This is a genomic window from Tsukamurella sp. 8F (assembly GCF_029167375.1).
Lineage (GTDB): Bacteria > Actinomycetota > Actinomycetes > Mycobacteriales > Mycobacteriaceae > Tsukamurella.
This window is the reverse complement of record NZ_JARFTP010000004.1, coordinates 129,523-155,571: the sequence shown is the minus strand read 5'-3', so window position 1 is coordinate 155,571 and position 26,049 is coordinate 129,523. Positions and strand designations below refer to the sequence as shown.

24 protein-coding genes are annotated in these 26,049 nt (G+C 69.1%); 13 read left to right on the top strand and 11 right to left on the bottom strand.

The features are described 5' to 3' along the window. Positions 1–36 precede the first annotated feature (36 nt). Positions 37–879, top strand: coding sequence for a LysR family transcriptional regulator (locus P0W64_RS04580; RefSeq protein ID WP_275478886.1), 843 nt, complete (start codon positions 37–39; stop codon positions 877–879). A 48-nt stretch (positions 880–927) separates the two neighbouring features. On the opposite strand, the gene P0W64_RS04575 is transcribed toward P0W64_RS04580, so the two are convergent. The 5 genes from P0W64_RS04575 to P0W64_RS04555 are packed head-to-tail and all read right to left on the bottom strand — an operon-like array spanning position 928 to position 5,462. Continuing rightward, positions 928–2,079, bottom strand: a complete 1,152-nt coding sequence (locus P0W64_RS04575; protein WP_275478885.1) for a class I SAM-dependent methyltransferase — start codon at positions 2,077–2,079, stop codon at positions 928–930. Beyond that, on the bottom strand, positions 2,080–3,042 hold the full coding sequence (locus P0W64_RS04570) for a class I SAM-dependent methyltransferase (RefSeq protein ID WP_275478884.1): 963 nt from the start codon (positions 3,040–3,042) through the stop codon (positions 2,080–2,082). It abuts the gene before it with no gap. Between the two features lie 11 nt (positions 3,043–3,053). Then, entirely contained in the window at positions 3,054–3,842 is a 789-nt protein-coding gene (locus tag P0W64_RS04565; RefSeq protein ID WP_275478883.1) for an enoyl-CoA hydratase-related protein, read from the bottom strand. A gap of 25 nt (positions 3,843–3,867) precedes the next feature. Next, positions 3,868–4,614, bottom strand: coding sequence for an NUDIX domain-containing protein (locus tag P0W64_RS04560; protein ID WP_275478882.1), 747 nt, complete (start codon positions 4,612–4,614; stop codon positions 3,868–3,870). Continuing rightward, positions 4,611–5,462: an ABC transporter ATP-binding protein gene (locus P0W64_RS04555; protein WP_275478881.1), complete on the bottom strand. Its 852-nt coding sequence runs from the start codon at positions 5,460–5,462 to the stop codon at positions 4,611–4,613. The genes P0W64_RS04560 and P0W64_RS04555 overlap by 4 nt, the downstream gene beginning before the upstream one ends. Positions 5,463–5,512: 50 nt before the next feature. On the opposite strand from P0W64_RS04555, the gene glgX reads away from it, so the two are divergent. Next, positions 5,513–7,663, top strand: coding sequence for a glycogen debranching protein GlgX (gene glgX, locus P0W64_RS04550; RefSeq protein WP_275478880.1), 2,151 nt, complete (start codon positions 5,513–5,515; stop codon positions 7,661–7,663). A gap of 8 nt (positions 7,664–7,671) precedes the next feature. On the opposite strand, the gene P0W64_RS04545 is transcribed toward glgX, so the two are convergent. Next, positions 7,672–8,337 (bottom strand): TetR/AcrR family transcriptional regulator, encoded by a 666-nt coding sequence (locus P0W64_RS04545; RefSeq protein ID WP_275478879.1) that lies wholly within the window; start codon positions 8,335–8,337, stop codon positions 7,672–7,674. A 55-nt stretch (positions 8,338–8,392) separates the two neighbouring features. On the opposite strand from P0W64_RS04545, the gene P0W64_RS04540 reads away from it, so the two are divergent. Then, positions 8,393–9,772 carry an MFS transporter gene (locus tag P0W64_RS04540; protein ID WP_275478878.1) on the top strand — a complete coding sequence of 460 codons (1,380 nt, stop codon included), beginning with the start codon at positions 8,393–8,395 and terminating at the stop codon, positions 9,770–9,772. Positions 9,773–9,781: 9 nt separating this feature from the next. Beyond that, positions 9,782–10,321 (top strand): hypothetical protein, encoded by a 540-nt coding sequence (locus P0W64_RS04535; protein WP_275478877.1) that lies wholly within the window; start codon positions 9,782–9,784, stop codon positions 10,319–10,321. Here the strand turns inward: P0W64_RS04535 and serB are convergent. Both serB and ctaD read right to left on the bottom strand, forming a co-directional pair. Beyond that, the gene (gene serB, locus P0W64_RS04530) at positions 10,318–11,574 is read right to left on the bottom strand and encodes a phosphoserine phosphatase SerB (RefSeq protein ID WP_275478876.1); all 1,257 of its coding nucleotides are present in this window, start codon (positions 11,572–11,574) and stop codon (positions 10,318–10,320) included. The genes P0W64_RS04535 and serB overlap by 4 nt on opposite strands. A gap of 113 nt (positions 11,575–11,687) precedes the next feature. Continuing rightward, on the bottom strand, positions 11,688–13,406 hold the full coding sequence (gene ctaD / locus P0W64_RS04525) for a cytochrome c oxidase subunit I (RefSeq protein ID WP_275478875.1): 1,719 nt from the start codon (positions 13,404–13,406) through the stop codon (positions 11,688–11,690). A 237-nt stretch (positions 13,407–13,643) separates the two neighbouring features. On the opposite strand from ctaD, the gene P0W64_RS04520 reads away from it, so the two are divergent. The 5 genes from P0W64_RS04520 (at position 13,644) to P0W64_RS04500 (ending at position 19,003) form a co-directional block, all read left to right on the top strand. Next, positions 13,644–14,588 (top strand): ABC transporter substrate-binding protein, encoded by a 945-nt coding sequence (locus tag P0W64_RS04520; RefSeq protein ID WP_275478874.1) that lies wholly within the window; start codon positions 13,644–13,646, stop codon positions 14,586–14,588. Positions 14,589–14,850: 262 nt separating this feature from the next. Next, positions 14,851–15,837, top strand: a complete 987-nt coding sequence (locus P0W64_RS04515; protein WP_275478973.1) for a diiron oxygenase — start codon at positions 14,851–14,853, stop codon at positions 15,835–15,837. Positions 15,838–15,921: 84 nt separating this feature from the next. Further along, positions 15,922–17,454 carry an FAD-dependent oxidoreductase gene (locus P0W64_RS04510; protein WP_275478873.1) on the top strand — a complete coding sequence of 511 codons (1,533 nt, stop codon included), beginning with the start codon at positions 15,922–15,924 and terminating at the stop codon, positions 17,452–17,454. A 37-nt stretch (positions 17,455–17,491) separates the two neighbouring features. Beyond that, the gene (gene ligD, locus P0W64_RS04505; RefSeq protein WP_275478872.1) at positions 17,492–18,430 is read left to right on the top strand and encodes a non-homologous end-joining DNA ligase; all 939 of its coding nucleotides are present in this window, start codon (positions 17,492–17,494) and stop codon (positions 18,428–18,430) included. Positions 18,431–18,490: 60 nt separating this feature from the next. Continuing rightward, positions 18,491–19,003: a carbonic anhydrase gene (locus P0W64_RS04500; RefSeq protein WP_275478871.1), complete on the top strand. Its 513-nt coding sequence runs from the start codon at positions 18,491–18,493 to the stop codon at positions 19,001–19,003. Between the two features lie 61 nt (positions 19,004–19,064). Here the strand turns inward: P0W64_RS04500 and nrdF are convergent, their stop codons facing one another. Beyond that, positions 19,065–20,069 (bottom strand): class 1b ribonucleoside-diphosphate reductase subunit beta, encoded by a 1,005-nt coding sequence (gene nrdF / locus P0W64_RS04495; protein WP_275478870.1) that lies wholly within the window; start codon positions 20,067–20,069, stop codon positions 19,065–19,067. A 144-nt stretch (positions 20,070–20,213) separates the two neighbouring features. Further along, on the bottom strand, positions 20,214–20,963 hold the full coding sequence (locus P0W64_RS04490; protein WP_275478869.1) for a maleylpyruvate isomerase family mycothiol-dependent enzyme: 750 nt from the start codon (positions 20,961–20,963) through the stop codon (positions 20,214–20,216). 33 nt (positions 20,964–20,996) lie between these two features. On the opposite strand from P0W64_RS04490, the gene P0W64_RS04485 reads away from it, so the two are divergent. Continuing rightward, entirely contained in the window at positions 20,997–21,623 is a 627-nt protein-coding gene (locus P0W64_RS04485; protein ID WP_275478868.1) for an LON peptidase substrate-binding domain-containing protein, read from the top strand. 120 nt (positions 21,624–21,743) lie between these two features. Here P0W64_RS04485 and P0W64_RS04480 read toward each other — a convergent pair whose 3' ends face one another. Next, positions 21,744–22,730 (bottom strand): diiron oxygenase, encoded by a 987-nt coding sequence (locus P0W64_RS04480; protein ID WP_275478972.1) that lies wholly within the window; start codon positions 22,728–22,730, stop codon positions 21,744–21,746. A 288-nt stretch (positions 22,731–23,018) separates the two neighbouring features. On the opposite strand from P0W64_RS04480, the gene P0W64_RS04475 reads away from it, so the two are divergent. The 3 genes from P0W64_RS04475 to P0W64_RS04465 all read left to right on the top strand — a co-directional run bounded on the left by P0W64_RS04475 (position 23,019) and on the right by P0W64_RS04465 (position 26,003). Continuing rightward, on the top strand, positions 23,019–24,182 hold the full coding sequence (locus P0W64_RS04475; RefSeq protein ID WP_275478867.1) for an ROK family transcriptional regulator: 1,164 nt from the start codon (positions 23,019–23,021) through the stop codon (positions 24,180–24,182). Between the two features lie 67 nt (positions 24,183–24,249). Further along, positions 24,250–25,062: an NADPH-dependent oxidoreductase gene (locus P0W64_RS04470; protein WP_275478866.1), complete on the top strand. Its 813-nt coding sequence runs from the start codon at positions 24,250–24,252 to the stop codon at positions 25,060–25,062. After that, the gene (locus P0W64_RS04465; protein ID WP_275478865.1) at positions 25,062–26,003 is read left to right on the top strand and encodes a TIGR03564 family F420-dependent LLM class oxidoreductase; all 942 of its coding nucleotides are present in this window, start codon (positions 25,062–25,064) and stop codon (positions 26,001–26,003) included. Before P0W64_RS04470 ends, P0W64_RS04465 begins: the two co-directional genes overlap by 1 nt. Positions 26,004–26,049 lie beyond the last annotated feature (46 nt).

Genomic DNA, 26,049 nt, shown 5'->3' with positions numbered 1-26,049 from the left:
GTATCGATCGTGGTCAGAGGCGGATACGATGGGCCCGTGTTGGAGACACGGGAGCTGCGATACTTCGTGGCTGTCGCCGAGGAGTTGCACTTCGGGCGGGCGGCGAATCGGCTGGCGATCGCGCAGCCGCCGTTGTCGCGGGCGATCCAGCGACTCGAACGACGGCTCGGAGTGGTGCTGCTGAACCGCAGCAACCGCGTGATCACTCTGACCGAAGCCGGGCAGGTGTTACTGACCGAGGCCCACGCCGTACTGGACGCCGCCGAAGCCGCACGGCGCCGCACCCGTCGCGCCGGTATCGAGCAGCCCGGTCGGATGATCCTGGCGACGAAGGCCGGAGCCTCCAGCGACCTGCTGTCGAAGCTACTGGACTCCTTCGCCGCAGAGCCCGGCGCCATCGACGTCGAGGTGGTGCTGTGCGGCCCCGGCGAGCAGGAGAGGTTGCTGCGCGACGGGCGCGCCGACGTGGCGCTGCTCCAACGGCCCTACGACACTGTCGCCGGATTGGACACCGAGGACCTGCATACCGAACGACAGGTCCTCGTGCTGCCCGCGGGGCACGCGCTCGCCGATCGACCATCCGTATCGAGGGCCGAGGTAGACGCCCTGATCGACCTGCCGGCGCCGCGCTGGCCACGCCCCGACGGGAGTTACGGCGACGGTCCCGGTCCGAAGGTGCGCGATCACACCCAGCTGTTCCAGCTGATCGCGCTCGGACGGGCCTACGCCCTCGTGCCCGAGTCGGTGCGCGCGCACCGGCACGCTCATGCCGTCGTGCCCGTATCGGACGCACCTGCGGTCACAACCGTCATCGCCTGGCCACCACACAGTCGATCACGAGCCGTCGCCGACCTCGTCCGTACCGCAACGCGTCTATGACCGCCGCCCCCTGCCCTGCACCGCGGTCGGTGCGACGACCGGGGTCGGTCAGCGTGTGGGGCGGCAGAGCCACGCGGTGACGCCGCGTCCGATGCGCGCTATGACCACGGTGAGAGAGTGCGTGCCAGCGGGTTTCAGCCGACGGCGCAGCGCGTCCGGATCGATCCCGGCGCCGCGGGTGAGGATCTCGACTGTGCCGACGTCGCGGGCGCGGAGTGCGGCACGCAGGTTCTTCTCCGAGAAGGGCAGCTCCTCGAGAACCTCGAATCCACGCACACCGTGCGGAACGGAATCTCCTGTGAGATAGGCGATGTGCGGGTCCAGCTGCCACAGGTCGTGGCGGAATCCGTAGTGCCGCACCAGTCCCGCACGGATCACGGCGCCGTCGGGTTCGATCAGGTACTTCCCCGCCGACGCGACCTCGACGTCGTCGCGCTGGTTGGACGTGACCTCGAATCCTCCGCCACCGCGTCGCAGTACGCTCGCACGTCGCAGGCCGGGAACGGCGACGGGCCCCGACCACAGGCACGCCTCGCGGACGCCACCGTCGAGCGACGTCACTTCGACCTCGCCCGCGAAGCCCGAGCGGTAGAGGAGGTCGTAATCGATTCCCGGGGCCGTCTTGACCGCGAGCGAACGCCCACCATACGCGGCGAGAAGCGCGCTCAGCGGGGGCACCATCCGCTCGGGATCGACGATGCGACGTCCGCCCGCGCGGCGCGCGGGATCGGCGATCACCACGTCTGCACCTGACGTCGAATCCAGTGCGTCGGCACGGAATACCAACGCACGTGGCACGTTCCGTGCCGCCATCGCCGCACGCACCTCGTCGAGATCGCTGGCGACAACGCGTGGACAGACCGCGGTCAGCGCGCGCAGCTCGGCGCCGATCGAGCACGTGACATCGTGCACGGAGAGCCCCGCGAGCCGTGCCGCGCGATGGGATGCGACGGCCGATGGCGTCGCCTGCTGCAGCGACTCGGAGTCGAGGAGCCACGTATGCGGGGCGTCGAGCTTGCCCTCGGCCCTGCGCCGCGCCCGCACCAACTCGACGGCGGCGCGGGCACCGTCGCCGTGCGCGGCCCGCAGCGCGGCGACGTCGGCGACCAGGGTCCCGTCCGACAGGGAGCGGGCGGCCGCGTCCGCGACCGCCCGCTCACCCGCCGGCGATACGAGGAACCCGAGCTCCTCGGAGTCCACCTATTCGGGCTTGGTTCCCGTGATGGCCAGGTTGTAGAAGAATTTGCGCGGCACTACGCGGCTCAGCAGGTTCTCGTCGAGAGCCGAGAGCCGCTTCCAGCCGCCGTATGCGAAGCCCGCCCAGCCGAAGCCGAGCTTGCCCTCGGGTACCGCGGCCTCGAACGTGCGTACCGGCCACCCCAGGAATGCCGCCGAGAACTCCTCGGTGGTCACGTGTGCATCGACGGCGCCGGCGCGACGAGCGAGGGCCTCCATCTCGTCCGGATCGAACGTATGGATGTCCACCACGGCCTCGAGCGCGGCGGCGCGGGACGACTCGTCGAGCTCGGCCTGCGGCTTGCGCCAGCTCGAAAGGAACGGAAGACGGGTGACGTTGGTGGTGATGCCCCAGGTGATCCGGCCCAGCCAGCGCGCATAGAAGTCGCCGATGGTGGTCGGCTCGCCCGCGAAGACGAAGCGACCGCCGGGCTTGAGCACGCGCAACACCTCCCGCAGCGACTGCTCCACGTCGGGGATGTGGTGCAGGACCGCGTGGCCCACTACGAGGTCGAACGTGTCGTCCTCATAGGGGATGGTCTCGGCGTCGGCGACGCGCCCGTCGACGTCGAGCCCGAGCTCCTGGCCGTTTCGCGTCGCGACCTTGACCATGCCGGGCGACAGGTCGGTCACGGAGCCCTTCTTGGCGATACCGCCCTGCATGAGGTTGAGCAGGAAGAAGCCCGTACCGCAGCCCAGCTCCAACGCCCTCTCGTACGGCTCGGCGCCGGCCGGTCCCACGGCCGCTTCGAACCGGTCACGCGCATAGCTGATGCACCGTTCGTCGTAGCTGATGTGCCACTTCTCGTCGTAGGTCTCGGCCTCCCAGTCGTGGTAGAGGACCTGCGCGAGCTTGGTGTCCTGGTACGCGGCAGCGACCTCGTCCGCGCTGGCGTGCGGGTTGGGTGCCGGTTGTTCGTCGGTCATGGTCGTCCAGACTACCGCCCTGTGAACTTCGCCTTACCCGGTCCGTTCTCGATGAACGAGGTCATGCCGATCTCGCGGTCCTCGGTGGCGAACAGGCCCGCGAACAGATGCCGCTCGATCGCGAGACCGTTCTCCAGATCCACGTCGAGCCCTTGGTCGATGGCCTGCTTTGCTGCGCGGATCGCCTGCGATGCTGCGCCGGTGAACTGTTTAGCCCAGGTCAGGGCCGCGTTATACACCTCGTCGGGCGCGACGACCTGGTCGATCAGCCCGATCGCAAGTGCCTCCTCGGCACCGACGAAGCGACCGGTGAAGACGATGTCCTTCGCCTTGGACGGCCCGACGAGGCGCGCGAGGCGTTGCGTACCGCCCCCGCCGGGGATCACGCCGAGCAGGACCTCGGGAGTGCCCACCTTGGCGTTGTCGCCCGCGACGCGGCGATCACAGGACAGCGCGAGCTCGAGCCCCCCGCCGAGCGCGTAACCGGTGATCGCGGCGACGGTCGGCTTGGTGATGACGCTCGCAGCGGCGATGCCGCTCTGCAGCTCGTGCGATGCCTCGCTCATATCCGCGTAGGACATGCCCTGCATCTCCTTGATGTCGGCCCCGGCGGCGAACACCTTCTCACCGCCGTACACGACGACGGCCTTGATGTCGGCCCGCGCATTCGCCTCCCGTGCGGCCGCGAGCAACTCGCTCTGCACCTGGCGGTTGAGCGCGTTCATCGGGGGCCGGTTCAGGCGGATGGTGCCCACGCCGGGATGCTCGTCGGAGGTCTCGAGGGTCACGAACTCTGTCATGGCCGTCACGTTACCGGGAGCCCGGTCAGGGTTCCTGCGCCGCCTCGATCGCCTCGCGTCCGGCCTCGAGCGCCTTGCGTGCCAGGTCGTGACGGGCGCGGGCGGCGATGTACTCATCGCGGCCGGGGAACCTGCGCTCGTCCTCACTCCGGCCCTCGTCGACCCCCACGGGTTCGATCACGACCTCGGCGGCCCAGCCCAGGGCATCCTCGGCCGTGTCGAAACCGCACAGCGTGTGCAGCACCGAGTACGTGGGCGTCATCAACGTGTGGGTGGCCGCCTCGTACTGCGCGAGCGCGATCTCCGGCCGCACCCACCCAGCGGCGACGGCCTCCGTCGTCCGCAGGTCGGCGCTCTGCCCCACGGGCAGGGCCGCCAGGTAGAAGTGCGTGTCGTAGCGACGCGTGCGCCCGGGCGGCGTGATCCACCGGGCGAACGGAACCAGCCGATCGGTATCGAGCCGCAGCCCCTCGCTGCGCAGGAAGTCCGCGAACGTCAGCTCGTGCGACTCGACGGCGGCACGCTCGGCGACATGACCTCCGTCCCGGACGAGGCCGTCGACGAGCAGCACGCCGCACTCCTCGAACGTCTCGCGCGCGGCGGTGACAGTGAGGTCGTCGCCGTCGGCCGCATCGAGGCCACCGCCCGGGAAGACCGTCATGCCCCCGGCGAAGACCATCCCGCTCGACCTGCGAAGCAGGAACACCTCGACGCCGTCAGTGCCGGTCCGCAGCAGAACCACCGTCGCCGCGGGCGTGATCGATACGCTCACAACTGCCTCCTCCGCCGGCCCGGGCGAGCCGCGCGGCGCGCGAAGTACCGCTCGCCCGAGCGCTCCAGCACGATCCGCTGGCTGAACGTCTCTGACAGGTTCGGAGCTGTGAGGACGTCCTGCAACAGCCCCTGAGCCACGACCCCGCCCTCCTTGAGCAACAGCGCGTGCGTGAAGCCGGGTGGGATCTCCTCGACGTGGTGGGTGACGAGCACGATCGCGGGCGCGTCCGGATCCTCGGCCAGCGTCGACAGCCGTGCCACCAGCTCCTCGCGCCCGCCGAGGTCGAGCCCCGCGGCGGGCTCGTCGAGCAGCATCAGCTCGGGGTCCGTCATCAACGCGCGGGCGATCAGAACCCGCTTGCGCTCACCCTCCGACAGGGTGCCGTAGCGGCGGTTCGCGAGATGCTCTGCGCCCATCGACTCGAGCATGTCGACGGCGCGAGCGATGTCGCCGTCGTCGTACCGCTCGCGCCAGCGGCCGAGCACTGCGTAACCGGCGGACACGACGAGATCGGTGACGAGTTCCTCCGCGGGCACCCGCTGCGCGAGCGCCGTCGAGCACACGCCGATGCGCGACGTCAGGTCCTGCACGACGGTGCGGCCCATAACCTCGCCGAGCAGATGTGCCGTGCCGGCGCTCGGGAAGACGTCTGCCGAAGCGAGCCGCATCAGCGACGTCTTGCCCGCGCCGTTAGGTCCCAGCACCACCCATCGCTCGTCGAGCTCGACCCTCCAATCGATGGGACCGACCAGGTTTCGGCCGTCGCGGCGGAGCGCCACACCGGCGAAGTCGATCAGCAGGTCGGGGTCGGGGGTATCGGGCGCGGCGGGCTCTGGAGCGGACACATGTCCATCCTGCCGCACACCCGGCGCCCCAGCGGGGCAGGATAGGCGTCGTGTCTACGGAGTCGACCGCCCTGCCACAGACCGCTAGCCGCGGCACCGCGGCACCGCTCGGCGCCACGCCACGCCCCGGCGGCGTCGACTTCGCGGTGCATGCGCCGTCTGCCACGACCGTGTGGGTCGGCCTGATCGACGACGACGGCGCCGAGCACCGCGTCGAACTCCCCGCGGTGACAGCCGGGGTACACCACGGCTTCGTCGCCGGTGTCGAGCCCGGCGCTCGGTACGTGCTGCGCGCCGACGGCCCATGGGAGCCCGGCCGCGGGCTGCGATTCAACCCGCACAAGGCTCTTCTGGACCCTTACGCTCGGCGGATCGCCGGTGCGCTCGGTGACCCGGACGCGCTGTCGGGCCACGACGGCGACCCCTTCGGGGCACCGTCGGAAGTCGACTCGCTCGGCTCCGCCCCCTCGGCGGTGGTGACCGCCGCGTCGCCCGGCACTCCCCCGGATCCGGGACCCGCTGTGCCGTGGGAGCGGACGGTCGTCTACGAGCTGCACGTGGGCTCCTTCACCGCGCGCCACCCCGGGGTTCCGCCGGAGCACCGGGGCACCTACCTCGGGCTGACCGCGCAGCCTGTTCTAGACCACCTGCATCGCATCGGCGTGACCGCGGTCGAGCTGCTGCCGGTCCAGGCGTGCCTGACCGAACCCGCGGTGCGCGCGCGGGGGATGCGCAACCACTGGGGCTACTCGACGGGTGCGTACCTCGCCCCCGACCCGCGCTTCGCCGCGTGTCCCGGTGAGGAGGTCGAGGAGTTCGCCGCGATGGTGTCCGCACTGCACGCATCGGGCATCGAGGTGATCATGGACGTCGTCTACAACCACACAGCGGAGAGCGGGGTCGGCGGGCCGTCGATCTCGCTGCGCGGCCTGGACGCGCCCGGCTACTACCTGCTCGACTCCGACGGACACGATCTGGACTACACGGGCTGTGGCAACACTCTCGACTGCGCGTCGACTCCCGCGCTGCGGCTGGTGCTCGACAGCCTGCGCTACTGGGCCGGCGAACTCGGCGTGGACGGCTTCCGCTTCGACCTCGCGAGCGTCCTGGGGCGCGGCCGCACCGTGACGGGCCCGCAGGGTCCGGTGATCCCATTCGACCGCCGCGCGGCGCTACTGTCCGCGATCGCCGCGGATCCGCTGCTCGCGCAGCGCAAGCTGATCGCCGAGCCCTGGGACGCGACCGCTGAGGGCTACCAGGTGGGCGGATTTCCTATCGCGTGGGCCGAGTGGAACGACCGCTACCGCGACACGGTGCGCGACTTCTGGGCCGGCGCAGGCAACATCGGCGACCTCGCCTCGCGCGTGTCCGGCAGCCAGGACCTGTTCCAGCTCTCGGGCCGATCCCCTTTCGCGTCCATCAACTTCGTCACGGCGCACGACGGATTCACCGCCCGCGACCTCGTCAGCTATCGCGAGAAGCACAACGAGGCCAACGGCGAGCGGGGGCGCGACGGCACCGACAACAACCGGTCCGTCAACCACGGCTTCGAGGGGTCCACCGTCGAGCCCGACATCCTCGCCGCACGCGCCCGGCATGTGCGGGCACTACTCGCGACACTGTTCCTTTCCACCGGTACTCCCATGCTGCTCGCGGGCGACGAACTGGGGCACACCCAGTACGGCAACAACAACGCCTATTGCGTTCCCGAATCCTCCTCCGCCGCAGATTCTTACGCGATCGACTGGGATTCCGCCGATACCGATCTCATCGGTTTCATCGCGCGCGTCTCGGCGCTCCGCCGCGCGTCGCCGGTCCTGCGGCAGCACGAGTTCTTCGACGGCCGCCTCACCTCGGACGGCGAGCCCGACCTCGCCTGGTTCGGCGCCGACGGCGCCGAGGTACCTGCGGACGCCTGGCACTCCGGCGAGCACTCGACTCTCCAGGCATGGGTGGACGGGTCCGACGTACGCTCGCCGGGCCACGACCGCGACGTGCCCGATCGCAACGCACTGGTGCTGTGGCACGCAGGCGGCGAGGCCACCGTGGTGCTCGGCGCTCCGGACGGCTGCACGCACGGCTGGGAGCTGGTGTTCGACTCGTCGCAGCCGACGGGCGCACCCGGCGGCGCGACCGGCTTCGGGACCGACGCCGAGGTGCAGCTCGACGGCCCGACGGTGTTGGTGTTCCGCGAGCCGTAGCGGGCGGGTCAGACGGGCCGGTGCGCACGCACGAACGTGTCGACGCCTGCGGCGACGGCACGCCGTACGTCCTCATCGGGCACCTCGCGCGTCGCGAGCAGGGTCAGGTCGGCGAGCTCGGCCTGCGTCAGGGCGAGGAACTGCTTCGCGGCGAGGACCGGATCGGCGATGTCGAGGAAGCCGGCGTTGGACACCATCGCGAGACGCCCTGCCAAGGCCTCGACGATCGGCCGGTAGCCGGCGTCGCGCACGACGGTGAACACCGTCGGGTCACGCAGGACCTCCGCATTCACCAAGCGGGACAAGGCGGCGGCGCACTCGCTGCGCTGGCATGCCGTGAGGGCGAGCGCGACCCGGAACAGGCTCTCGCGCCATGACTCCGCTGCGATCTCGAGCTCGCGGACCGCCGCGACCGAGTCCGCGTTGAGGTTGCGCGCCGAGTCGGCGACGGACTCACGGAACAGCTCCTCCTTGCCGCCGAAGTAGCTGTAGATCGTCGGTTTCGAAACACCTGCCGCGTTCGCGATGGAGTCGATACTCGCACGCTGGTATCCCGACTCGCCGAACACGGGGGCGGCGGCGTCGAGGATCGAGCGGCGCTTGTCGAGCGTCCGGCGCCTGCCCGGCCGAGCCGGTTCGTTCGCATCCACATCGACGATCTCTGCACTCTCCACGATTTGAATGATACGACCCTGGACAAAACCAAACCGTATAGTTTAGTTTCGAGCCATGTCGGTAAACATATCCGAATCCACTTCTCGCCGGAACATCGGCGGTCTCGTCTCGCTGCTCGGCGCCGCCGCATTCCTCGCGGTGCTCGACGGCAGCGCGGTCACCGCCTCTCTGGACGCCCTCAGCACGTCGTTCCGCACGCCTCTCGAAGCCATCGTCTGGGTCACGACCGCGTACCTCATGGCGTGCGGCGCGGTGCTCCCGCTCGTCGGATGGCTGGTTGCGCGGCTCGGCGGCCGAACCACGTTCCTGATCGGCCTGGTCGCGTTCCTGGCGGGCTCGCTCCTGACCGGCGCCGCCTGGTCACTGCCCAGCCTGCTGGTCTTCCGGATGCTGCAGGGACTGGGCGGCGGAATACTCGAGCCCGCGGCCATCGCCGTCGCGGCGGCCTCCGCGCCGCGTGAGCGGGTGGGATGGGTGATGGGGCGGTTCTCGCTGATCATCAACATCGCGCCCGTGCTCGGTCCGCTACTCGGCGCACTGCTATCCGACCACGGGCTGTGGCGCGCGATCTTCCTGGTGAACGTCCCGGTCGGCGCGGCGATTCTGCTCGTGGCGCTGCGTGTGCTTCCCCGCGCCGAGCCCGCGAACACCGAAGCCGCACGTCCGGACCTCCTCGGAATCGCGCTGCTCGCACCGGGATTCACCGTGGGACTGTTCGCCCTCAACCGCTGGGGCGCGGGCGGCTCGGCGGCCGTCGCGTGGTGGTCCGCGCTCGTCGCCGCGGTCCTGCTCGTGAGTTACGTCCTGCACGCCCTCCGGACGCACCGCACGCCGGTGCTGGATCTGCGCCTACTGCGCATACCCGAGCTCGCCGCCGCGCTCGGCGTGATGGCGACCGTCGGCTTCACGATGTTCACGCAGCTGACCGTCCTGCCGATGCTTGCCGAGACGCGGTACGGCCTGCACGGGATCGCACGCGGCCTCCTGGTGTCCGCGCTCGGGGTTGGACTGCTCGTCTCGATGGTCAACGCCGGTAGACTCAGCGACAGATTCGGGCCGCGGCCTCTCGTGGTCGGCGGATCGCTCGTCAACGCCGCCGGCCTCGCCCTGGTCGCCGTGGTGCACTGCAGCTGGCCGCTACCTGCGCTACTCGCGGTGTTCGTCGTGATCGGTCTCGGCTTCGGCTCGGTCGCGTCGCCGAGCTTCGCGAGCGTCTACCGCACGCTGTCGCCCGAAGCTGCCGCTCAGGGCACCACCGCCCTGTTCATGACCGTCCAACTGTTCGCGTCACTCGGCGTGACCGTTCTGGGCGCGGTACTCGGCGCCGCCGCCCGCGACGGCTACACGTGGACGTTCGCGGTGCTGACAGTCGTCGCACTCGCCGCCGCGACGCTCGGCGCCCGGCTGCCCGGCAGGGCGAGGGCGGCCCAGTAGTTTGACAGTGTGAGCCGCCGCAAGCACCGCGACCAGACGCCCGTCGCGCCCGAGACCGTCGACGACGACCTACAGGAGTTGCTCGACGCCGCGCCGACGACGGTGGCCGAAGCGATCCTCGGCGACGAGGACCCGGACAACGTGCCAGACGACATCCTGCTCCTCGTCGACGATCTCATGCGGCTCGACGACAAGCTCTACAAGCGCGGCTGGATCCTCGACCCGACATCCGATGACGTGTTCGTCGGCTGGGCCTACCCCTCGTCGGGCACCGACGATCCGGACGACGTCCTGTCGGGCGCCGTGAGCGCCGAAGACGCGAACTTCACCACGCTGATGATCCGCGTACCCGTCGAATACCGGATGGTGAACGAGCTCGCCGTCGGGCTGCGGCTCTCGGGCCCCACCTTCGACACGACCACGTGGACCGGCGACTACGTGTCGGTGGTGACGCAACTCGCCGCGATCGAGGCGCACCGCCCCGGCGACGACACACGGTTGGCACTGAGCGATATGCCCACGGCCGACTGGCTGCGCTCGCTGATCTAGGCGAGCGGAACGCGGCGCACGTGCCCGTCGCGGGCGTCCGCGGCCTCGATCTCGTCACGGGTGATGCCTAGGAAGAACAGGATCGCGTCGAGGTAAGGGTGCGAGAGAGCCGCGTCCGCGACCTCGCGCAGCGCCGGCTTGGCGTTGAACGCGATACCGAGCCCCGCCGCCGACAGCATGTCGATGTCGTTGGCGCCGTCCCCGACGGCGACCGTCTCGCCGATAGGTACGCCCGCTGCGGCGGCGAACTCCTCCAACGACCGGGCCTTCGCGGCGCGGTCGACGACCTCGCCCACGACGCGGCCGGTGAGGCGCCCGTCCACGACCTCGAGAGTGTTGGCGCGAACGAAGTCCAGCTCCAACTCCGCGGCCAGCGGCGCGATGACGGCGGTGAAGCCCCCGGACACGACTCCGCACCGGTAGCCGAGGCGTTTGAGTGTGCGGATCGTGGTGCGCGCCCCCGGCGTCAGCTGCAATCGTGCGCCGACGTCTTCGATCACCGACGCGGGCAGACCCGCGAGTGCCTCGACCCGACGGTGCAGCGACTGCTCGAAATCGAGCTCGCCGCGCATCGCCGCCTCGGTTACGGCGGCGACCTCCGCCTCCTTGCCGGCGCGGGCGGCGAGCATCTCGATCACCTCGCCCTGCACGAGCGTCGAATCGACGTCGAACACCACAAGCCGCTTCGAGCGGCGGGCTATGCCCGCGCGTTCGACCGCGACGTCGACCCCCTGCGCCGACGCGACGGCGGCGAGATCCGTACGCAGCCGGGTGTCCGCGGCATCGTCGTCGGAGGGGGCCGTGACGAGCAGCTCGAGGCCGGTCACGGGATAGTCCGCGATCCCCCGGATCGTCTCGATATTCGCGCCCGACGAGGCTAGGGCCGCCGCGACCGCGGACAGCGCACGCGCGGTGATGGGAGCGCCCAGTACGACGACGGCGTGTGTGGGTAGCACAGGCCGGGCCGGCGGGGTCGCGGTGATCTCCACGGTGACGGTCATGCCGACGGTGGCCATCGCCTGCTCGACGACCTCCTGGACGTGCTCCGGATCGCCGTGCGCCTCGGCGAGCACCCCGAGGGTCAGCCGCCCACGGATCACGACCTGCTCGACGTCGAGGATGCTGAGCTCGTTGCGGGCGAGCACACCGAACAGCACCGAGCTGACGCCGGGCCGGTCGGCGCCGGTCACAGTGATCAGCACCGTCGGCCGAGGCGGCGGGGTCGTCGCTGCATGGGACTGCGGAGTGGTCACGGCGGCAAGCCTATTCGGTGGCACCGACGCGCTCTGCGCCGCCTCCCGCGCAAGAGATGGCGGCGTCTCCTGTCGGGAGACGCCGCCATCGGGAGCGCGATCGCAGAGCGCGACTAGGTATGCGCCTTCTGCGGTTTGCCGGTGAGCCCGACGTGTGCCTCGTCGCGCATCCGCTCGATCATGTGCGGGTAGTGCAGCTCGAAGGCCGGACGCTCGGAACGGATGCGGGGCAGCTCGGTGAAGTTGTGCCGCGGCGGCGGGCAGCTGGTCGCCCACTCGAGACTGTTGCCGAAGCCCCAGGGGTCGTCGACCGTCACGACTTCGCCGAAGCGGTAACTGCGGAAGACGTTCCACACGAACGGCAGCGTCGAGGCGCCGAGGATGAACGCGCCCACCGTCGAGATCCGGTTCAGCGTGGTGAACCCGTCCGACGCGAGGTAGTCCGCGTAGCGGCGTGGCATGCCCTCGGCGCCCAGCCAGTGCTGGACGAGGAACGTCATGTGGAAGCCGATGAACGTCAGCCAGAAGTGCCAGCGGCCGAGGCCCTCGTCGAGCATGCGCCCCGTCATCTTGGGGAACCAGAAGTAGATGCCCGCGTAGGTCGCGAACACGATGGTGCCGAAGAGCACGTAATGGAAGTGGGCGACGACGAAGTACGTGTCCGAGACGTTGAAGTCGATCGGCGGGGACGCCAGCAGGACGCCGGTGAGGCCACCGAAGAGGAACGTCACGATGAAGCCGATCGAGAACAGCATCGGCGATTCGAAGGTTATGTGCCCCTTCCACATTGTGAATATCCAGTTGAAGAATTTCACGCCTGTGGGCACCGCGATGAGGAACGTCATGAAACTGAAGAAGGGCAGCAACACGGCGCCCGTCGCGTACATGTGGTGCGCCCACACGGCCACCGACAGGGCTGCGATCGCCAGGGTCGCGTACACCAGGCTGGCGTAGCCGAAGATCGGCTTACGGCTGAAGACAGGGAACACCTCGGAGACGATGCCGAAGAACGGCAGCGCGATGATGTACACCTCCGGGTGCCCGAAGAACCAGAACAGGTGCTGCCACAGGATGACGCCGCCGTTGGCCGGGTCGTATATGTGGGCGCCGAAGGCGCGGTCGACCTCTAGACCCATGAGAGCGGCCGTGAGCAGCGGGAACGCCAGCAGGATCAGGATCGACGTCACGAGGATGTTCCAGGTGAAGATGGGCATCCGGAACATGGTCATGCCGGGAGCACGCATGCAGATCACCGTGGTGACCATGTTGACCGCACCGAGGATGGTGCCGAGACCACCGACCCCGAGGCCGAGGATCCACAGGTCGGCGCCGGGACCGGGCGAATGCAGCGCATCGGTCAGCGGGGTGTACGCCGTCCAGCCGAAGTCGGCTGCGCCGCCCGGGGTGATGAAGCCGGAGATCGCGATCAACGCGCCGAACACGAACAGCCAGTAGCCGAACGCGTTGAGCCGCGGGAACGCGACATCGGGGGCGCCGATCTGCAGCGGCAGGACGAAGTTGGCGAAGCCGATGACGATCGGGGTCGCGTAGAGCAGCAGCATCACGGTGCCGTGCATCGTGAAGAGCTGGTTGAACTGCTCGGTCGACAGGAACTGCAGGCCGGGCTCGGCCAACTCGGCGCGCATCAGCAGCGCCATCAGTCCGCCGATCAGGAAGAACGCGAAACACGTGACGATGTACATGATGCCCAGCGTCTTGTGGTCCGTCGTCGTGACCAGCTTGTAGATGAACGAACCCTTGGGCCCGGTCCGCTTCGGGTACGGGCGGGCGGCGGTCAGCTGTTCAGCCGGCCGATTCGCTTGCGCGGTCACTAATCCTCCTGCTGCCGTGGTGGGCTGCCGCGCGCCGCACCGGCGCGCAGACCATCGGCCCGTCCTCCGGGCCGCTCGGCCCAGAGCGAACGATCCGCTCCTCGGTCAGCTTAGACCCTCGAGGGCTGCGATCGCGCCGCTGGTCCTACGTTGCGTCGTAATCGGGCGGGGACCATCGCGGCTGCTAGCGTGACGCACTGATCGACCACTCCGTGCACGAGAGTAAGGACCGCCCCTGTGACCTGGAACGACGGACTCCGACGGGGCGCCGCGGGCGTGGCGCTGCTGGCCGTCGCCGCGACGAGCGCGTGCGGGGGCGGTGAGCCGATCCAACAGACCATGTCGTCGGTCGCGACCACCACGACGCGGCTCGCGTCGGCGAACATCGTCGGCCTCGACCGGGAACCGGACGCCGCGTGCGCGGCACCCACGCGCGCCACGGGCGCGCCGGCGCGGATCGTCGTCGCCGACCCCGCGCTGCTCGACGGACTGTGTGCGCTCGGACTGCAGGAGCGGGTCGTGGGCATCGCCGGTGTGGCGCCCGCCTACCTCGGCTCGGTCCTGGCGAAGACCCCACGCGCAACCGGGGCGGCGAGGAACGGCGACGTCGTCCTCGGCACGTCCGGCTCCGCTGGAGCCGAGGCGACACTCGGACACGCCACCGTGCTCCCCTCCCCCGCCGCCGGCTGGCGGGCGTCGTTCACCGCGCTCGCGGCCGCCGTCCATATGCCCACCGAGGCCCGGGCGGTCCTCGCGCGCTATGACAAGGACGTCAAGACCACATCCGTCTCCATCGATGCGCCGCACCAGATGGTCTCGCTCGTGCGGTTCACCGCCGACGGTGCCGCGTATGCGGAGGGCACGACCCCACTCGCGGCGCAGGTGCTGGCGGACCTGGGCGTAGAGCGCCCCGCAGCGCAGCGCCGACCCGAGCCCGTGCGCCTGACCGGCGACGACTTCTCCGCCGCGGATGCGGATCTCGTCTACGCCTCCTACGAGGGCGACAAGGGCCAGAAGTCGGGCATGGCGATCATGGAGTCCGCGCCGTGGCTCCACCTGCGCGCCGTAGTCGCCAAGCGGCAACTGCTGGTCGAGGACGCCTCCTGGTACTCGCCGGGCGGTCCGGTGGCCGCGAACGCGGTCCTGCACGACGTGCAGACCTCGATCCGCTCGTCGTCGTAGCCGGCGTCCGGAGTGGCGCGAGTCACCGCCCCGACGAACTTACTCAGCGGTCACAACCCCCCAACGAAACCTTCCTGCATGCTTGTTTCGGTGATAGGCTTTCGCCGATCGGTTCTCACTCACCGGATCTACCTGCACAAACGCGTGTGGCATTTTCCACAGACGCGCCGCCGCGGACCGGCCGACACGCGAGAACCTGCTGGTCAGGAAAGGAAAGCAGAGCATGGCGATCATGAACATCCCCCGCCCGGCGCTCACGCATATGGGGCGCATGCGCGGGAGGTCGTTCCCGGGCCAGGCCGAGTACGAGCAGACGCTGCACGACCTGTCCGAGGCGTCGGTCCACCGCAACTTCGACCCGTATATCGACATCGACTGGGACTCCCCGGACCTCCGGATCACGCCGGACGACGACCGCTGGGTCCTCAACGAACGGTTCGATCCGATCGGCCGTCACGAGTGGTACAAGGCGCAGCCGCTCGAGAAGCAGATCGCGATCGGCATGTGGCGCCAGGCCAACGTCGCCAAGGTCGGCCTGCAGTTCGAGTCGATCCTGATCCGCGGCATCATGCAGTACACGGCGGCCCAGCCGAACAACTCGGCCGAGTTCCGCTACGCGACGCACGAGGCCAAGGAGGAGTGCCAGCACACCCTCATGTTCCAGGAGTTCGTGAACCGGGTCGGCCGCGACGTGCCCGGCGGCGCGTGGTGGTTCCGTCGGCTGTCGCCGATCATCCCGCTGTTCTCGACGATCGCGCCGATGGTGTTCTACATGGGGGTGCTCGCAGGCGAGGAGCCCATCGACCACCTGCAGAAGCAGTTCCTGCGCTCCGGTGCGGCCCAGCACCCGGCCATGACCGCGGTCATGCAGATCCACGTCGCCGAGGAGGCGCGCCACATCTCGTTCGCGCACCAGTTGCTCGAGCGGCGGATCCCGACTCGCGGCCGGTTCCCCAGGTTCCTGCTGTCGCTCGCGATGCCGCTGATCATGCGAATCCTGATGGGCGCCATCATGGTGCCGCCGAAGCAGTTCTGGGAAGAGTTCGACATCCCGCGCGAGGTCAAGAAGGACATCTTCTGGCGCTCGGAGGAGTCGAAGGACGCCCGCGCCGAGATCTTCGGCGACGTGCGGATGCTGTCCGAGCGCTGCGGGCTCATGAACCCCTTCGCGAAGGCGCTCTGGAAGTCGCTCGGCATCTACGGCCGCACCTCGCGTTTCCGCAGTGAGCCGTCGTACGCAGCGCAGTAGAATCTGCCCATAGACCCCACACGCGGCCCGGCCGGTCCCGCCTAGCAGGGCCGGCCGGGCCCGAGTGCATCTCCAGAGGATTCCATGCCCCACGTCATCACCCAGTCCTGCTGCAGCGACGCGTCGTGCACGTTCGCGTGCCCGGTGAACGCGATCCACCCGACCCCGGACGAACCCGGCTTCGCAACCGCCGAGATGCTCTACGTCGACCCGGACACGTGCGTCGACTGCGGTGCCTGCGTGACCGCTTGCCCCGTCGAGGCCATCGGCCCCGCGCACCGGCTGCCCGCCGAGCACAAGGTGTACATCGAGATCAACCGCGCGCTGTCGGCCGCCGATCCGGCCAACGCCGCGCTCGACAATCCCGATCCCGGAAGCCGCTCCCGGCCGCCGATGGCGCTGGCGGTGCCGCCGAAGCGCCTCCGCTCCCGCGAGGGTGACGAGGTGAGCGTCGGCATCGTCGGGTCCGGTCCGGCGGCGATGTACGCGGCGGACGAGCTCCTGCGCTACGGCAACGTCACCGTCGACGTGTACGAGAAGCTGTCGGTGCCCTACGGGCTCGCGCGCTTCGGCGTAGCGCCCGATCACAAGCGCACACGCCGGGTCTCGGAGCTCTTCGATGTCGTGTCCAAGGACCCGCGCTTCCACATGCACCTGAACACCACGATCGGTACGGACGTGACCATCGAGCAACTGCGTGAGCGGCACGACGCCGTCGTGATCGCGGTGGGCGCGAGCACCGACCGCAAGATCGGCATCGAGGGTGAGGACCTACCCGGCGTCGGCAGCGCGACCGACTTCGTGGCCTGGTATAACGGCCGCCCCGACCACACCGGTGAGACGTTCGACCTCTCGCAGAAGCGAGTGGTCATCGTGGGCAACGGCAACGTCGCGCTCGACGCCGCACGGATCCTCACCGCCGAGCCGCACGAGCTCGACGACACCACTATCGCTCCCGAGGCCCTCGCGGCACTCGCAGAGTCGCAGGTCGAGGAGGTGCTCATCGTCGCGCGCCGCGGGCCGGAGCACTCGGCGTTCACCCTGCCCGAGATGCTCGGCTTGACGGATGAGCGCACCGTCACCGTCGACCCGGATCCGGAGGTCGCGGAGTCGCTCGCCGCCGGCAGCGACTCCGAGCTGGTCGCGCGCAAGCTCGCACTTCTCGAATCGCTGCCGACCACGCCGACCGTCGGCGAGGGCCGCCGGGTCCGCATGCGTTACCTGACCACCCCGGCCACCATCGAGACGGGCGACGAGGGTCTCGTCCTGCGTGCGAAGCACACGACGACAGGCGAAGACCTCGAGCTCCCCGCCGGGCTCGTGCTGACGTCCGTCGGCTATCGCGGCCGTCCCGTTCCAGGGCTGCCCTTCGACGAGCAGCGCGGGGTGCTTCCGAACAAGTCCGGCCGTGTCCTCGGCGAAGACGGCGAGCCCCTGCCCGGCGTGTACGTGACGGGCTGGATCAAGCGTGGCCCCAACGGATTCATCGGCACCAATAAGACCGATTCCCAGGAGACCGTCGCGGCGTTCGCAGCCGACGTGGCGCTGGGCGTGGTCACGTCGCGGCCGGCGCCGCGCGAACGCGGCGGACGTCTGGCTAAGCTGCTGCGCGGCTGATCCGCTCGGCGGTGTCCCCAGCGCTACGCTGAGCGGCATGGGAGCCGAGCACGGCGCGCCGATCGAGCTGACCGTCGGGGACCGGACCGTCCGCGTGAGCAGCCCGGACCGCGTGTACTTCCCCGGGGTGGGCGCGACGAAGCTGGACGTCGTCCGCTACTACGAGTCCGTGGGCGACGGGATCGTGCGAGCCCTGCGCGAGCGTCCGACGATGCTGCACCGCTATCCCAAGGGCGTCGCCGGGCCGAAGGTGCACCAGAAGCGGATCCCGGCAGGAGCCCCCGACTGGCTCGAGACGGTCGAGATCTACTTCCCGCGATTCGGCCGGACTGCCGACGAGGTCGTGGTCACCGAACTGGCCACCGTGATCTGGGCGGCACAGATGTCCACTGTCGAGTTCCATCCGTGGAACTCGAGACGATCGGATACCGAGAGCCCCGACGAGTGGCGAATCGACCTGGACCCGATGCCCGACTGCCCGTGGTCACGGGTGCAGACGGTGGCTTCCGTGGCGCGCGAAGTACTGTCCGACCTGCGCATCCGTGGATTCCCGAAGACATCAGGGGGCGACGGGCTGCACGTGTACGTGCGCATCGAGCCGTCGTGGGGGTTCGGCGAGGTCCGTCGCGCGGCTCTGGCCTTCGCCCGCGAGGTCGAGCGGCGCGCCCCCGACGACGTGACGACGGCATGGTGGCGCAGGGACCGCGATCCCGCCGCGTGCTTCGTCGACTTCAATCAGAACACCCGCGATCACACCATCGCGTGCGCGTACTCGCTCCGCGGCACTCCGCAGGCCACGGTGTCCGCGCCACTCGAATGGGACGAGATCCCGGACGCGCATCCGCTGGATTTCACGATCGACACCGTGCCGCACCGCTTCTCGAAGATCGGGGATCCGCACGCGGAGATCGACGATATGCACTACTCGATCGAGGAACTGCTGCAGTGGGCGGACCGCGACGGACTGCCCGAGTAATCGCGATCACCGCGATCGCAACCGTGTCCGTCGAAGCATGCGGGATCGACCATGTATGTCATGACCGTCACGGATGAACTGCTCGCCAACAACGCCCGCTACGCCGAGAACTTCTCCGGCCCGCTGCCACTGCCACCGTCCAAGCACATCGCCGTCGTCGCATGTATGGACGCCCGCCTCGACGTATACCGAGCGCTCGGGCTCGAGGAGGGCGAGGCCCACGTCATCCGCAATGCGGGCGGCGTGATCACCGAGGACGAGATCCGCTCCCTCGCGATCAGCCAGCGACTACTCGGGACCACCGAGATCATCCTCATCCATCACACCGACTGCGGCATGCTGACTTTCACGGACGACGGGTTCAAGGCCGACATCCTTGCGGAGGTCGGGGTGAAGCCCGCCTGGGCCGCGGAGGCATTCGACGATATCGAGACCGACGTGCGGCAGTCGTTGGCACGCGTAGCGTCGTCGCCGTTCGTCACAGCGACGACATCGCTGCGCGGCTTCGTATTCGACGTCGCGACGGGCAGGCTGAACGAAGTGGATCCGGGCGCGTCACCAACCGCGTCCTGAGGAGCCCTATCCCGCGTATATACGGGATGGGCGTCCTCAGCGCTCGATTCGTGACACGGATCTAGAAATCCCAGTCCTCGTCCTCTGTGTTGACGGCCTTGCCGATCACATAGCTCGAACCGGAACCAGAGAAGAAGTCGTGGTTCTCGTCGGCGTTCGGCGAGAGGGCGGAGAGGATCGCCGGATTCACGTCGGTCTCGTCCTTGGGGAACATCGCTTCGTACCCGAGGTTCATCAGCGCCTTGTTGGCGTTATAGCGCAGGAACTTCTTGACGTCCTCGGTGAGACCGACCTCGTCGTAGAGCGCCTCGGTGTAGTCGGTCTCGTTGTCGTACAGCTCGAAGAGCAGCTCGAAGGTGTAGTCCTTGAGCTCCTGGCGCCGCTCCGCGGACTGGGTCTCGAGCCCGCGCTGATACTTGTAGCCGATGTAGTACCCGTGCACGGCCTCGTCGCGGATGATCAGGCGGATCATGTCGGCAGTGTTGGTCAGCTTCGCCCGGCTGGACCAGTACATCGGCAGGTAGAAACCGCTGTAGAACAGGAACGACTCGAGCAGCGTCGACGCGACCTTGCGCTTGAGCGGGTCGTCGCCGCGGTAGTAGTCCATGACGATCTGCGCCTTGCGCTGCAGGTGCTCGTTCTCCTCCGACCAGCGGAAGGCGTCGTCGATCTCACGCGTGCTGCACAGCGTCGAGAAGATGGAGCTGTAGCTCTTCGCATGCACCGACTCCATGAAGGCGATGTTGGTGAGCACTGCCTCCTCGTGCGGCGTGGTCGCGTCCGGGATCAGACTCACAGCGCCGACGGTGCCCTGGATGGTGTCGAGCAGCGTCAGACCGGTGAAGACCCGCATGGTCAGCTGCTTCTCATAGTCGGTGAGGGTGCCCCACGACGGGATGTCGTTGGATACCGGCACCTTCTCGGGCAGCCAGAAGTTGCCCGTCAGGCGGTCCCAGACCTCCGCGTCCTTCTCGTCCGGGACGCGGTTCCAGTTGATCGCCGAGACCCTGCTGACAAGCTTGATGGGCGAACCGTCGGCGGGGCTGTGGGCGGTGGATTCGGTCATGACACCTCGTTCTCGACCATGGTGAATTCGGCCCCGTCGACACTACCCCTGGGGCCGCGGGTTCCTCGGATCCACACCATGTGGTGTCTGTCGTGTCGCGTCGGCGCGGCGTGTCGCGGCGTGTCGTGCTGATCTCACGATCGGCTAGGTCACGACCACCGCATCCAGCAGCGTCTGCGGCACCGAACCGTCGCCGTGCACCTCGAGCGCGTCGAGCGGCACACGCCGCCACATGGCGAGGAACAACTCGGACGCGGTGCCGCGGACGGCGGCGTCACCACGGGCGTGCGCGTGACCGACCTTCACGCCGTCGGTGCCGAACGTGATGGTCCACTCGGCCTCGGACTCGTCGACGCCGTGCAGGTGCAGGACGGACCCGACGGAATCCGCGGGCAGACCGGCGCCGCGGGCCAGGAAGCGCGGCACGAAGATCTCCAGCCACTCGTCGACGCCGTCCTCCGCGAGCGGCACCTCGATCGGGGTGGGCTCCCCGGTTGCGTTCTGCACATCCCAACGATGCACGGCCGCCTCGTGCGCCTGCCGCCGGTACCAGAACCCGACGGTGCCGTGGCCGGCGAAACCGCGGGCGGGTTCGGCCGGGTCGTGCCGGCGCAACTCGGCCACGAGTTCCCCGAGCCGCTCGCGGTACCAGTCCGTGATCTCCGGGCCCTCAGGGGCGTCGGACGCGTCGAATGCGAAGCGCGCCTTGGAATCCGGTCCAGCGGCGAGGAAGGTGGCCGCCCACCGGTGGACCGCCCCGAGGTGGACTATCAGATCGTGCACGCTCCAGTCGGGGCAGGTCGGGACGGGCCGAGCGAGATGCTCGGCGGGCGTCGCGGCGATCACGGCACCGTCGGCTTCCAGCGCGGCGAGCCATTCCTGCGGTCCGGTCATGATCGCCAGAGTAGTGCGGCATGCTGGTCTGCAATGACCGAGCTGCCGATGTTTCCGCTGGGCGCGACCCTGCTGCCCTCCGAGTCCCTGCCGTTGCGGGTGTTCGAGCCCCGCTATGAGGCACTGGTCGAGCGATGCCTGGTGACCGACGGGCGGTTCGGCGTGGTGCTCATCGAGCGCGGCAGTGAAGTAGGGGGCGGAGACGCACGCACCGACGTCGGGACGGTCGCACAGATCGTCGACCACGCCTCCACGGGCGCGGGCCGCTACTCACTCGCCTGCACGGGCGTCGCGCGAATCCGCGTGTCCACGTGGCTACCCGACGCGCCGTACCCACTCGCCGACGTCGAACCGTGGCCCGAGTCCCCCGCCGACGGTGACTGGCCATCCGCTCGCGACGGCGTGATCGCTGTGCGTGAGCGCCTGCTGGACCTCTGGTGCGAACTAGCGGAGCGTGCGGGCAGGCGGGCCGTGCGGCCGTCGCCGCTCCGACTCCCCGCCGACCCCACCGACTGTTCCTACGCACTCGCCACCGCGCTGCCGCTGGCCGAAGCCGACCGGCATCGCGCGCTGTGCGCGGACGGGCCGACCGAACGTGCGCGCGTGCTCGCCGACGCGGCCGAAGACGTGGTCGCGGCGATGCGGTTCCGGTTGCAGTAGTCGCACCTCACGCCCGCCCCTCTCGCGCGCCTACCCGGCTGTGGGCAGCGGCAGGCGGTCGCCTACCGCTACGCGGCGGCGGGCATGCCGTACGCGGTGGGACTCAGTGCGCGGTCGGACTCAGTGCGCGGCGTAGGTCGGCTCGCTGCGGAAGCGGGAGATGCGGCCGTCGATGCCGGACAGTCGCCACATGAACCGCGATAGCGGGTTCATCAGGCCGGACCGCTCGGCCATCATCCGGACGTCGCCGTAGACGTTGCGCTTGGTCCGCTGCGACTCGGGAGACCTCCAGAAGATCTCGCGTTTGACGTCCCGCGGAACCTCGAAGCGATCCCAGAACTGCTTGGGCGGCATCATGATCATCGTGACCATCACGCGCATCGTGACCGGCAGAATCAGGGACAGCGCCAACCGGGTGAGGCGGCCACGGGTCGGGACGCGATGCTCCAGCAGTTGGTGCGCGAAGCCGATGTGGCGCGCCTCCTCGGCGACGTGGATCTGCATGATCGTGGTCATCGCCGGGTGCTGCGCACCCTTCGAGCGCAAGAACTCCTTCTGCAGGTGGTCGATCGGCTCCTCGCCCCCGAGCACCATCATGTAGAAGAACATCGGCGTCATCGTGGCGAACAGCGGCACGATCGGCGAGATGGTGCGCAGGAACAGATTGCCGCCCGGCACGTCCATTCCCACACGGTTGACGAACTCCTGGAACATCAGCGTGTGCTGGCATTCCTCCTTCGCCTCGTGCGTCGCGTACCGGAACTCGGGCGAGTTGTTCGGCAGCGCCGCCGTGTACTGCATGATCCCGCGGATGAGCATCGACTCGAACTGCAGTCCGACCTTGGCCACGTTGGCTTGACGCCACATGCCCATCTCGATCTGCTTCTCGACCGGCTGTGCCTTGTACCAGGGATGGCGTCCGATGGGATCGACATCCGGATCGCAGATCCAGCGCTCGTCGTCCGGCTTGATCTCGAGGGCGTCCGAGTCCCAATCGATATCGAGGTAGGGGTCGAAATTGCGGCGCACGGACGCCTCGGACAGGTCCATCAAGGTCTGCTCGTACTCGGCCTGGCCCGGGAAGGGCTGCGAATGCATCCGTTTCATGCCGGACAGCGGGCGGCGGGTGACGGGCATCAACGCCATTGTCGACTCCTTCCACGTGCAGCTCGGACGCGCTGCATGAGATGACTATGCCGAAAACCTATCACCTAAGCAAGCACGCGTGCTTGATTTTGCAGTGGCAATGCGCTTCACCACCGGACTGCGGCGGCGCCCGGGTCGAGGTGCCGGACGTACTCGCGAACCGACAATCGATCACCGTGAGGCAGACCGGTGCACACGGCGAGCGGTCGACATACCGTGTAGCGGAGCTTGATGGATGGAGCCGACGGCATGAGCGAAACGATGGAGGGGCCCAGCGCCGCAGGCCTCGTGCTGCGTGCCGTACTCGACCTGGGATCCGCACCGCGCTCCGCGATCGCGACCCGCGCGCGGCTGTCGCCCGCCACCGTGACAGGTCAGACCCGAAGGCTGACGGCCGCAGGCCTGCTGCGCGAGCAGGCGCAGACGACTGCTGCGCCCCGTGTCGGCAGGCCGCACGTGCCGCTGACACTGGACACCGATAACACGGTGGCCGCCGTACATTTCGCGGCGACCACGACTCGCGTTGCGATCGTTGACATCGCAGGCGCCGTCCGCGACGTCGAGGCGCTTCCCCACGGCACACCGTCGGGCACCGATCTGGCGCGCGCCGCTGCCGAGGCGCTCGCCGGGATCCGCGAACGCACTCCGGAGCCGTTGCGGCCGTTCGCACTCGGGGTCGCGACGGGTGGCCGCGTCGACCCGCGGGCGGGCCTCGTGCACGACCATCCGTATCTCGACTGGCGGGGCGTACCCGTTCGCGACCTGCTGGAGCAGTTGACCGGGCTACCCACAACGCTCGACAGCCATTCACGTGCGATCGTCCACGCGGAGCAGCTGTTCGGTGCACTCGACTACGCGTCATCGGCAGCCGTCCTGTTCGTGGGAAACGTCCTCGACGCTGCATTCGCCGTGGGTGGCCGCGTCCACTACGGCCCGGGCGCGACAGCGGGCGCACTCGGGTCCGTTGTCGCATCAGCGGTCCCGGGCGGTTTCGGCCGGCTCGGCGAGCTGTCCGATCACGCCGTGCTCCGGCGTGCCGTCGCGCACGGTCTGGTCTCCGACGACGCCACCCTGCCCGGACTACTGCAGCGAGCCGCCGTCGACGGCCGCATCCGCGCGCTGTTCGTCGAGCGCGCACGCGATATGGCGTACGTGGCCGCCGCACTCATCGATCTGTTGAATCCGGAGAAGCTCATCATCACCGATCGCGCCTTCCATCATCTCCCCGACGTCCGCGAGGCATATCGTGCAGGCGCCGCGGCGCGGTCCGCGGTGCCTGACGCGGCCGCACGACTCGTCGGTACGTCGTTTCCGGGGCGGGCGCTGGAGACCGCCTCGGCGGCGACGGTCCTCTGGCCCCTCTACGACGACCCCTTCCGCGCCGAGTCCGCCGCGCTGAAGCGGATGGCCTGACCCGATTTCACACCCGGATGACCGCAATGGTGGCGACCTCGGGGGTACGGGGCACAGACTCGGGTGTATGACCAGCACCCAGGACCCGGTGGCGCAGCGATACCGCGACCCCGAGCTGACTTCGCTCCCCCTCCGCAGCGACACCATCGATCTGCAGCTCGCGCACCGGTCGGTTCGCGCGTTTCTGGACACTCCGGTCGGGGACGACGCACTCACCGCGATCGTCGCGGCGGCGCAGTCCGCGTCGACGTCGTCGAACCTGCAGGCATGGAGCGTGATCGCCGTGCGTGATCCCCGGCGCCGCGAGCGCCTGGCACACCTCGTCGGCGACCAGTCGGCGGTCCGACAAGCCCCGCTGCTTCTGGTCTGGCTCGCAGATCTGGGCCGAGCGACACGTATCGCAGCGCGTAGCAACGAGCCCCTGGACGCGCCCGAATATCTGGAGAGCACGATCCTCGGGTTCGTCGACGCAGCTCTGGCCGCCCAGAACGCCTCGCTCGCAGCCGAATCCCTCGGCTTGGGAACGGTCTTCATCGGCGCCGTGCGCAACCACCCGGACAAGATCGCCGAGGAGCTGGCACTCCCCGATCGTGTTTTCGCAGCGTTCGGTCTGGCGGTCGGCGTCCCCGACCCGGATGAGGCGGCAGGCGTGAAACCCCGTCTGCCTCAGGCCGCGGTCCTGCATCACGAGGTGTACGACACGGCAGCCGACGCCGCCATCGACGACTACGACGAACGTCTCGCCTCCTACAACGCGGAGTACCGGCGTGAAGGCGGATGGGTAAGCCCGGTGCTCGCCCGACTTCGCGACCGCGACAGTCTCAAGGGCCGGCATCTGCTGCGCGACCACTTGACCCGGCGCGGACTGCCATCGCACTGATGACCGCCACGCAACGCCCCGTCGTCGGCACTGCACTGTCGTTCCAGCCCGGGGGCAATGCCGTCGACGACGTGGTCGCCGCCGCGCGAGTCGCCACCGAGTCCGGCCTCGGAACGGTGTGGTTGGGGCAGCGATTCGACTACGACGCGATCTCGCTGGCCGGCATCATCGGCCGCGAGGTGCCGACGATCGGGGTCGGCACCTCGGCGGTGCCGATCTTCGGGCGGCAGCCACTCCTAGTCGCTGCTGCGGCCCAGACCGCGCAGGCTGCAACGCACGGTCGCTTCCGCCTCGGGCTGGCGCTGGGCTCGGCGACCTTCACAGAGAAGGCCTTCGGTCAGCCGTTCCGCCGCCCCGCGCAGCGCCTCGAAGAGTTCCTCACGGTGACGCGGGAGGTGTTGACGACAGGCACCGTCGAATTCCACGGGACCGAGATCGACACCGAGACACCCATGCCCACCGCGCTTCCGGGCGCGGAGCCCGTCCCTGAGATCCTGGTCGCAGCCCTGGGAGCCCGGGCGCTCGCGGTGTCGGGGCGTCTCGCCGACGGCATCCTTCCCTACCTGGCCGATCCGGCCGTGCTGCGACACCACATCCTCCCGGATCTGACGCGCGCGGCAACCGAAGCCGGACGCCCCGTGCCTCGCGTCGTCGCCCTCGTCCCCGCCGTCGTCACCGACGATCGCACCGCTGGACGTGCGGCGTTCACGCAGACGATGGCGTTCTACGACCGGATCCCGTCGTACCGGAGGGTGATCGAGCTCAGTGGCGGCGACAGTGCGGCGGACCTGGCCCTGGTCGGCACCGCGGACGAGGTGCGCGACGGGCTGCGTCGCTACCTGGACGCCGGGGCGGCGGAGGTCGTCGTCACGCAGACGGGCCTCATGGGGCCGGATGCCGAACGCGCGACCTGGGAGGCGGTCGCCGACCTCGCGCGCTGAGCCGCAGGTGGTACCCGATCCCGTTGCCGAATTGGAGCTCCACCGG